General features: G+C 69.5%; 10 protein-coding genes. 8 read left to right on the forward strand and 2 right to left on the reverse strand.

Going from position 1 to position 9,298, the window contains the following annotated elements:
* The 4 genes from WBA11_RS20670 to WBA11_RS20685 all read left to right on the forward strand — a co-directional run.
* On the forward strand, positions 1-827 hold an 827-nt coding region (locus WBA11_RS20670), incomplete at its 5' end, for a D-alanine--D-alanine ligase family protein (RefSeq protein ID WP_424522519.1).
* A 40-nt stretch (positions 828-867) separates the two neighbouring features.
* On the forward strand, positions 868-1,107 hold the full coding sequence (locus WBA11_RS20675; RefSeq protein ID WP_424522520.1) for a hypothetical protein: 240 nt from the start codon (positions 868-870) through the stop codon (positions 1,105-1,107).
* Between the two features lie 81 nt (positions 1,108-1,188).
* Positions 1,189-2,382 (forward strand): KamA family radical SAM protein, encoded by a 1,194-nt coding sequence (locus WBA11_RS20680; protein ID WP_424522521.1) that lies wholly within the window; start codon positions 1,189-1,191, stop codon positions 2,380-2,382.
* A gap of 108 nt (positions 2,383-2,490) precedes the next feature.
* The gene (locus tag WBA11_RS20685; RefSeq protein WP_424522522.1) at positions 2,491-2,814 is read left to right on the forward strand and encodes a hypothetical protein; all 324 of its coding nucleotides are present in this window, start codon (positions 2,491-2,493) and stop codon (positions 2,812-2,814) included.
* A gap of 98 nt (positions 2,815-2,912) precedes the next feature.
* On the opposite strand, the gene arsS is transcribed toward WBA11_RS20685, so the two are convergent.
* Both arsS and WBA11_RS20695 read right to left on the reverse strand, forming a co-directional pair.
* On the reverse strand, positions 2,913-4,079 hold the full coding sequence (gene arsS / locus WBA11_RS20690) for an arsenosugar biosynthesis radical SAM (seleno)protein ArsS (RefSeq protein ID WP_424522523.1): 1,167 nt from the start codon (positions 4,077-4,079) through the stop codon (positions 2,913-2,915).
* Between the two features lie 99 nt (positions 4,080-4,178).
* On the reverse strand, positions 4,179-4,511 hold the full coding sequence (locus WBA11_RS20695) for an arsenosugar biosynthesis-associated peroxidase-like protein (protein WP_424522524.1): 333 nt from the start codon (positions 4,509-4,511) through the stop codon (positions 4,179-4,181).
* Between the two features lie 142 nt (positions 4,512-4,653).
* On the opposite strand from WBA11_RS20695, the gene WBA11_RS20700 reads away from it, so the two are divergent.
* The 4 genes from WBA11_RS20700 to WBA11_RS20715 all read left to right on the forward strand — a co-directional run.
* Positions 4,654-5,751 (forward strand): hypothetical protein, encoded by a 1,098-nt coding sequence (locus WBA11_RS20700; protein ID WP_424522525.1) that lies wholly within the window; start codon positions 4,654-4,656, stop codon positions 5,749-5,751.
* 142 nt (positions 5,752-5,893) lie between these two features.
* Entirely contained in the window at positions 5,894-7,114 is a 1,221-nt protein-coding gene (locus WBA11_RS20705) for an acetate/propionate family kinase (RefSeq protein WP_424522526.1), read from the forward strand.
* A gap of 265 nt (positions 7,115-7,379) precedes the next feature.
* Positions 7,380-8,159, forward strand: coding sequence for a DUF6503 family protein (locus WBA11_RS20710; RefSeq protein ID WP_424522527.1), 780 nt, complete (start codon positions 7,380-7,382; stop codon positions 8,157-8,159).
* Positions 8,160-8,275: 116 nt separating this feature from the next.
* Positions 8,276-9,298 (forward strand): PAS domain-containing protein (locus WBA11_RS20715; RefSeq protein ID WP_424522528.1); only part of this gene is annotated, 1,023 nt, incomplete at its 3' end.

Raw genomic sequence — 9,298 nt, forward strand, 5'->3', positions numbered from 1 at the left:
GTCTGGGCAACGCCCGCGCCGTCCTCAGGGCGATGCCCGACCTCGGGGTCGACGTCGCGGTCAACATCGCGGAGAGCTACGGGACGCGCAACCGCGAGGCGCACGTCCCCGTCTTGCTCGAACTGGCCGGCGTCCCGTGCGTCGGCAGCGACGCGCTCGCGCTGTCGGTCTCCCTCGACAAGCACCTGACCAAGACCGTGGTCGGGGCCGCGGGTGTCGCGGTCCCAGCCGGCATCGTCGTCGCGTCCGGCGCGACGCCCGACCTCGAGGCCGGATTCCCCGTCATCGTCAAGCCGCGGTACGAGGGGACGGCCAAGGGCATCGCGCCCTCAAGCCGGTGCGAAACGGCGGCGTCTCTCGCCCTCGAGGTCGCTCGTCAGCACGGGCTGTACCGGCAGGACCTGGTCGTGGAGGCGTTCGTCGAGGGCGCCGAGTTCACGGTCGGCGTGGTGGGGACGGGCGAGACCGCCCGAGCGCTCCCGCCGCTCCAGCGGGCCGTCGACCGGGTGACCGGCATCGGGACACACGCCCTGGGCGACACCGACGACTACGTCCTCGAGGGCGACGTGACGCCGGCCCTCGACCGCGCCCTCGAGGGCGCCGCTCTCCTGGCCCATCGCGCGCTCGAGTGCCGCGACTTCTCACGGTCGGACTTCCGCGTCGGCGCCGACGGCGAGCCGGTCTTTATCGAGATCAACCCGCTACCCACGTTCGCCCCCGACGGCTCGTTCGCCATCCTGGCCGCCCTCGAGGGCCGCGACTACGACGCCTTTCTGGCCGACGTGCTACGCACCGCCCTCGAGGACGCGATCCGCCGAGGTCCCTAGCCGACGTCGAACCTCTGCCCTCGAGGGCGGTACGCAGCGCATGGACGACCGACCGACCTGCTCGTGTGGCCACGACCGCTACCACCACACGACCCGCGCCGACCTCACGCACGGCGGCGGGGGCTGGTTCGCGCTCTTCAACGGGCTCTCGAGCACGCCCAAGCGCATCCGGTTCTCGTGCGCGGCCTGCGGCGAGACGTTCGAGGACACGACGGACCCCGTCGTGCTCACGCAGTACCGGCGCTACCCGTACGTCACGCGCCCCGAGGGCGAGACCTAGGAATCCACGGCGACGGCACAGACGGCCGTCCTCGAGGACGCGTATCTCTGGTCTCGAGAGCCCGCCCAGAGCCTGCCGACCGTGACCGCCCGCCCCCAGCACAACGCCTCCGTCGACGAGTGGGACGACTGGCGCTGGCAAATGCGCCACCGCGTCTCCGACCTCGAGGCTCTCGAACGCTACGTCACGCCGACCGACGGCGAGCGGCACGCCATCGAGGCCACCAAGGGCGTCTTCCGCTGGACCATTACGCCGTACTACGCGAGCCTGATGGACCCCGTGGACCCAACGTGCCCGATCCGCCAGCACGTCGTCCCGCAGTCGGCCGAGGTGGCGCCGGACATCGTTGGCGTCGTCGATCCGCTCGACGAGGTGGGGCACAGCCCGGTCAAGAACGTCGTCCACAACTACCCGGACAAGATCGCCTTCTGCGTCACGTCCGAGTGCGCCGTCTACTGCCGCTACTGCCTCCGAAAACGGATGGTCGGCGACAGCGACTGGATGATGCGCAAGGACGAGCTCCGTGACGGGATCGCCTACGTCCGTGACACGCCCGCCATCCGCGACGTCCTGCTCACCGGCGGCGACCCGCTGGTGTTTTCCGACGCCAACCTCGATTGGCTCCTGGGCGAGCTGGCGTCGATCCCGCACGTCGAGGTCGTCCGCATCGGCAGCCGCCTGCCCGTCGTCAACCCGATGCGGATTACCGACGAGCTATGTGCCGTCCTCCAGAAGCACCATCCGGTGTGGCTGAACACACACTTTAACCACCCGAAGGAGCTCTCCGCCGAGGCCCGCGCTGCCTGCAACCGCCTGGCCAATGCCGGCGTGCCGGTCGGGAACCAGACCGTCCTGTTGGCCGGGATCAACGACGACGCCGAGACGATGCGCGCGCTGTGCCAAGAGCTGGTCTCCGCGAGGGTCCGGCCGTACTACGTCTACCAGGCGCAGCTCATCGGCGGGACGGCGCACCTGAGAACGCCCATCGAGGTCGGCATGGACATCATGCGCTCGCTTCGGGGCCACACCTCCGGGTTCGCCGTGCCGGCCTACGTCTTGGACACGCCCGACGGCAAGGTCCCGCTCACGCGCGACTACATCCTGGGCCGCGCCGGCGACCACGTCGTGATGGAGACGACGCGCGGGACGCTGTGGGCCGAGCCCAACCCGCTCTTGGGCGCGACCTCGAGGACGCGGCTCCCCGAGATCGCGATGCCCGACGGCGCCCGCACGGTCCCGACCGGCGCTCCGCGCTTCGTCTACGGCGACGACTAGACGCGTCGGCCATAGCCTCTCAGGACGCGGACGGATCGACCTCGAGGTCGGTGCTTGAACGGGGAGGAGCGGGGCTCTAGACTCCGAGCCCACACTTCTGCTCACGTCATGGTCACGACTCTCCGCCGCATCGAGCCGATGTCGCTCGCCAAGATCTACGCCGTCGTCACGGGCGCGCTCATGCTCGCGTTCGCGCTTCCGTTCGGGTGTGGCCTCCTCCTGTTCGGAAGCGCGATCGACGGAGCGGGCGGCCCCAACGCGATCGGAACCGGGTTCGGACTGATCCTGATCTTTTTGTACCCGCTCTTCGGCGTCATCGGCGGGTTTGTCGCCGGGTGGCTCTACGCGTTCGTCTACAACCTTGTCGCCGACCGTGTCGGCGGCGTCGAGCTCGAGTTCGACGAGGACCTGGGCGCCGGCGTCATGCTCTGAGTCGGCCTCGAGGTCAGATGGCTCTGGCGAGGCTGCTAGGATTGTGACAGTGCCGTCCTCGAGGTCGGACCGTCCTTCCGCCGTCCTCGAAGTCGTGCCTACGCCGTCGCGCCCCCGCAGCTCGACCCCGCGCCGGCCGTGCAGCCGTAGCAGTGCCGCGCGGTCTTGACCGCCCGCGCCTGCCACGCCCCAAGATCGAACTCGCCGACGTGCGCGAAGGGGACCGCCGCGTCCATCTCGAGCTGCTGGTTAAAGTCGCAGTCGTAGATCTTGCCGTCCCACCCGACCGACACCGTGTTGCGGCACATGAGGCCGTCGATGGTCGCCGGGTTGAACGCGCCCAAGAGCCGCTCCATGTAGACGTCGAGCTGCCCCTTCTCGACGAGCCACTCGAGGTAGCGGCTCATCGGCATGTTGTTGAGCGCGAACAGGCGGTCGAACTGGATGCCGTGGTTGCGGTCGAGCGCCGCCTTCCACTCGTCCTCGAGGGAGTCCTGCGCGCCGGCCAAGAAGCTCCCGACCGGGTTGGTGACCAGCGTCAGGATCTTGTCCGGGTCGCCCTGCCCGTAGCCGGCCTCGTTGAGCGCGCGGATGGCGCGGATCGACTTGTCGTAGGTGCCGTCGCCGCGCTGGGCGTCGGTGCCGAGCTGGCGGTAGTGGGGGAGCGAGCACGCGACCTCGACGCCGCGCTCGGCGAACCACTCGGGCAAATGCTTGTAGCGACGGACCGTTAGGATCGTCAGGTTGCACCGGTCGATGACGTGGAGCCCGCGCGCCACGCACTCGTCGACCAAGTACTCGAAGTGCGGGTTGAGCTCCGGCGCGCCGCCCGTCAGGTCGACGGTGTGCAACGACCCGCCGCGCTCGTGCGCCTGGATGTGGTCGATGGCGCGGAGGCACGCGTCGACGGCCCCAAGGTCCATGTTCTCCTCGACGCGGTCCGGCCCGGAGTCCACGTGGCAGTGCCGGCACGTCATGTTGCACAGCTTGCCGATGTTGATCTGGAACACCTCGAGCGGCGCCGGTAGCAGGCCCTCCGTCCAGCCGCTCGCGACCAGGTCGCGGTGGAAGCTGCCCGTCGAGGTCGGGCCGATGTCGAGCGCGACGCCCTCGAGGGCGCTGAGCTGGGCGTCGGGCGACGCGAGGGGCGTGCGACGGCCGTACAGGCTCGTGGTCTGCTTCGGCCCGTCCATCACGTCAGCGATGAGCTCGGCCGAGAGCACGGGGAGGGAGAAGGCGGCGCCGTCGCCGTCGGGAAAAGCCATGGTCCGAGAAAGACAGAAAAAGAGCGTCCGACACCCGAACGCGGGGTTGTCCTACACGCCGAGGCCGCGCCGATTCGTGTGGCCCGGCCTCGAAGGCGTCTACATCGTCTGCTCTTTGACGCCGTCGAGCATCTGCAAGCCGTGGACGAGCGACGCGCCGCCTCGGATGGCCGTCGCCACGTGGACGGCCTCCGTCATCTGCTCGAGGTCGGAGCCCTTCGCCAAAGAGTCCTGCGTGTAGGCGTCGATGCAGTACGGGCACTGGACCGTGTGGGCCACCGCAAGCGCGATCAGGGCCTTCTCCCTCGCCGTCAGCGCGCCGTCCTCGAAGACCTTTCCGTAGTAGCTGAAGAAGGCGTCGGCGAGAGGCTTCGAGCCCTCACCGATCTCGGGGAAACGAGGGAGGTGCTCGGGCTTGTAGTAGGTGTCCATCGAGGGGGAAAAGGGGAGAGGCGGAAGCTAGATCGTCCGAGACTTCGCCGACAAGGCGAGGCCCGTGCAGCGCGCGAGGTTGTGGAGTGTCTGTCAGACGGATACCTTACCGGATTGGATACCCATCCCCTCCTCCGTCGTCTTGGGACCCCTGGCCTGGACTCTCCTGCTCGCGGCCGTCGCAGCCATCGCGTTCGTGCTCTTTCGCCGGCTCTCCCGCCAGAGCGGGACGGCGGCGCGTCCCGGTGGTCCATCCCGGCTGAAGGAGCCGTACCGGGACGAGCTCACCAGCCTCGGGCTGTCGTCCGTCCGTGCCGCCTCGCCGGTGGCGACGCCCGCACGTCCGAAGGCGACGCCCTCGGAGGCCGTCCCGTCCGAGAGCACCGCTGCGTCCTCGCTGGCCGACCCATCGCCGACGTCTGACATGGAAGGTCCCTTGGCAGGCACCGCCATCCCCGCTCTCCTCCGGGCGCTCGCGACCCACGCCAGACGCCCCGCGGCCCTCGTACGCCACGACGGGTCACGGTTTGACGTCCTCTGCCGGACCGACGACGGGCCGCTCGCGACGATCGCCGGCTCCGCCCTCGACCTCGAGGAGCCCTCGACCGCGAACGCCGCGACGCTCGGCGGGCTGTCGGTCTTGGTGGGAGGCCGCGCCCGGGCCATACCGGCCGGTGACCACGTGGTCTTGGTCGGGTTGAGCGCCGGCCTCGACGAGCCCGTCCTCGACCGGTTCGGACGCCTGATCGCGGATCTCCTTCCCGAGGCAGACGTCGAGGTCGCCGCCCTCGAGGACGGCCCGGCGGTAGAGGAGACGAATACGGCAGACGCCCCCGTCCCGCGCGCGGTCATCATCGGGCAGGAGCAGGACGCGGCCGAGGCCGACGATCGGCCGCTCGCGTTCGCCCTCGTCACGCTGGCCGACGCCGAGGAGATCCTGACCACTCAGCCGCCCGAGGTGGCTGCAAAGGCTACCGCCGCGCTCCTCGACCGTCTCGAAACCGCCGACCACGTTCGTCGGGTCGAGCCCTTCGGCGACCTGCTGTTCGGGACATTCATCGACGCCGACGCCGACGGGGCCGCTGCGTGGTGCCAGACCTTGTCGGCGAGCGATCCGCCGCTCTTCATCGGAGCCGTCGCCCCGGCCGACGGGGAGCCCCAGGCCGTCCGAGCCGCGGCGACGAGCGCGCTGCGCGACGCGTACGACCAGCAGCAGGCTCGGGTCGTAGAGTCGAAGTAGGGCGGGAGCAGGCGCCGATCCTCGTCCTCGAGGCCGGCCCGCCGTGGTCTCGACCTCGAGGCTGCGTTGTGGCTCGCCGTCCTCGAGGCCGGAACCGTTCGAGCCGCTCGCCTCTTTCTGTATCTCCCTCGCCCCTCCGCCCGTGACCGTTCTCGTCCTCAACGCCGGCTCGTCGTCGCTCAAGATCGACCTGCTCGATGCCGAGTTGGGGACCACGTTGGCGGCGGGCCAGGTCGAGCGGATCGGGGCGGTGTCGTCTCTCGCGTCGTTCCGGCTCGGCGAGGGGAAGTCCGAGCGGGTGTCGCTCCAGGCGCCCGATCACGCGACGGCGCTCTCGCACCTGCTGGACCGGATGCGCGAGGCGGACGGCCCGAACCAAGACGTGCTCCCCGAAATCGAGGCCGTCGGGCACCGCGTGGTCCACGGCGGTGAGCAGTTCGCCGAGTCCGCGCTCATCGACGGCGAGGTGGTCGACGCGATCCGCGACGCGTTCGACCTGGCGCCGCTCCACAACCCGGCCAACTTGCAGGGCATCCGGGCCGCGCAGAAGGCGTTCCCGGACGTGCCGCACGTGGCCGTCTTCGACACGGCGTTCCACCAGACGTTGCCGCCGCAGGCCTACCTCTACGCGCTGCCCAACCGGCTGTACCGTCGGCACAAGATCCGGCGCTACGGCTTCCACGGGACGTCGCATTACTACGTCTCGAGACGGCTTTACGCCCTCGAGGGCCTGGACGTCCAGAGCTCCCGCGTCGTCACGCTCCACCTAGGAAACGGCTGCTCCGCATGCGCCATCGAGGACGGCCGCAGCGTGGACACGTCGATGGGCATGACGCCGCTCGAGGGGCTGGTGATGGGCACGCGGAGCGGCGACCTCGACCCGTCGATCGTGTTCGAGATCGCAGAAAAGGAGGACGCACCCTTGACGGAGGTCCACACCCTCCTCAACCGCTACTCCGGTCTCCTGGGCCTGAGCGGCTACGCCGCCGACATGCGCGATTTGCTCGCGGAGGCGGCCGACGGCGACGTCCGGTGCCAGCAGGCCGTCGACGTGTTCTGCTACCGCGTCAAGAGCTACCTCGGCCGGTACCTCGCGGTGCTGGGCGGCCTCGATGGGGTCGTGTTCACGGCCGGCATCGGGACGTTCGCGGCGCCGGTGCGCGCCCAAGTTCTGGACGGTCTTGAGGGCCTGGGCATCGTCCTCGACGCGGACGCCAACGAAGCGGCAAGCGGCAAGGAGGCCCGCATCACGACGGCGGAGAGCGACATCCCGGTCTGGGTGATCCCGACGAACGAGGAGCTGGTGATCGCGCAGGACACGCAGAAGCTGGCCCGTGCGGCGAAGCAGTCGCCATTCGTTTGAGGGATAGGGGAGCGGCATCGAGGGTGCAAAATGGTCCCGGTCGTCCTCGAGGACGGTTTGTCGTAGAGACGCCACGGTGTGGCGTCTTCCCGTTTGGCTCGGTGCCTGTCCGTCCTCGAGGCCGCGAAACAGCGCATCGAGGCCGGTAGGGGCGTATCGCAATACGCCCGTACGGGGTGCCTCGAGCCTTCTACTCGTCCTCGAGGTCGCCCGCGCGTAAGCTGCGTCCGCCTCGTCCCGTCCTCGAGGACGGTCCCTCACGCCCATGCGCTCGCTTTCCCTCCTCGCTCTCACCATCGTCCTCGCTGCGTGTGAGCCGCCGCCGCCCCGCGCCCAGGGCGACGTCGAGGCCCTCGCGCTGATCGACCGGTCCCAAACGCACCACGGGTCCGCCGCTCTCGACCGGGCCGAGATCACGTTCTCATTCCGCGGAACGCCGTTCGTGCTCCGCCGAGACGGCGCCACGTTCCGCTACGCGCGGACCCTCCAAGACGAGCAGGGCCGGACCGTCGAAGAGGTCGTCGACAACGCCGGCGTGCACCGGTTCGTCGACGGCGTCGAGGTCGAGCTCGATGCGGCCGAGACGGAGCGGGTCGACACGGCCGTCAACTCGGTCGCGTACTTCATGCTGCTGCCCGCACCGCTCACCGATGGCGCCGCGCGGGCTCGGCTGCTCACACGTGACCGCGTCGACGGCGTCGACTACGACCGCGTCGAGGTCACGTTCGCCCAGGAGAACGGCGGCTTCGACTACCGCGACCGCTACGTCTACTGGCTCCGCGACGACGGCGAGATCGGCCACTTCGCCTACACCTACGAGCCGACGCCCGGCGACACGTCGAGGACGGAGACCGGCACGCGGTTCCGCGTCCCGGTCGGCCAGCAGCGCGTCGGCGGGGTGCTGTTCCAGGACTGGCACAACGTCACGGCCGACTCGCTCGACGGCATCGAGGGCTTCGGCGACGCCTACGACAACGGCCTCACGTTCTCGATCTCGGACGTCGTCCTGGACTCCGTCCGCGTCACGCAGCTCAGAGAGGATTGATAGGGGAATGCCTTATGTGCTCATGGGGTGCAGGACGATAGGTTGCGGGCCACGCTGCCCGCCGTTTAACGCACGACCGCTCTCTTTCTGCCTCCACGAGCGACCTCGCCGACGTCTTGGATGGGAACGAGGGGTTCGAGCTGCTGGCCCGGTCGCTCCCCGATGCCCTCCTGATCGTCGACCCCGACGGGACCGTTGCCCATGCCAGCGTGGACTCCGTAGACCTGTTCGGGATGGGGGCCGACGAGATCCAGGGCCGTCCGTTCCTCGACGCCGTCCACCCCGACGACCGGGCCGCCGTGCCGGTCTCGTTTAGCAGCGGGACCGTTGGGGCGTGGGACTTCCGGCCGGCCGGGGCCGACCATTGGCTCAACGCGGCCCTGCTCTCGCCGCACTTCGACGGGTTCCGGTCTCAGCCCATCGGGCGCGCGCTCGGGGACGCCGTGCTCGTGTTGGTCCGGCGCGTGGACACGGGCGTGGTCAACGACCGGACGGACCTGCTCCGCCGGGCCATGGACGCGACCAACAACATCGTCGTCATCACCGACCCGCACCTCGAGGACAACCCGATCGTCATCGCCAACGACAACTTCTTCAAGGTCACGGGCTACGACCGCGACGAGGTCATCGGGCACAACTGCCGGTTTTTGCAGCGCCGCCCCGACGGCACGCGCGACGACGACCAGGAGGGCGTCCACGAGCTCGTCCGTGCCGTCGCCGCCGGCGAGCGGACGCACGTTCTGCTGAGGAACTACAAGAAGGACGGGACGCTGTTTTACAACGAGCTGTTCGTGACCCCGGTCTTGGACGAGGACGGCGAGATCGTCAGCTTTATCGGCGTCCAGAACGACGTGACCGACCGGATCACGGCCGAGCGAAAGGCCGTGAGCCGGCCCGGCCTGCTGGGCGCGTTCTTCGACAGCGCCCCCGTCTTGATGGGCGTCGTCCAGCGCGACGGGGCTGGCATCGTCCACCGGACGGCGAACGCCCGGGCGCGCGAGATCTACGACCTCGAGGACGTGGCCGGCACCCGCCCGCGCGAACTGGGGTTCACCGACCTCGAGGCCGCAAAGTGGAACGACGCCGTCGAGCGGTGCGCCGAGACCGGCGAGCCGGTCCACTTCGACACCGTGTTCCCG

The organism is Rubrivirga sp. (assembly GCF_049648075.1).
In the GTDB taxonomy this organism is placed as follows: Bacteria; Bacteroidota; Rhodothermia; order Rhodothermales; family Rubricoccaceae; genus Rubrivirga.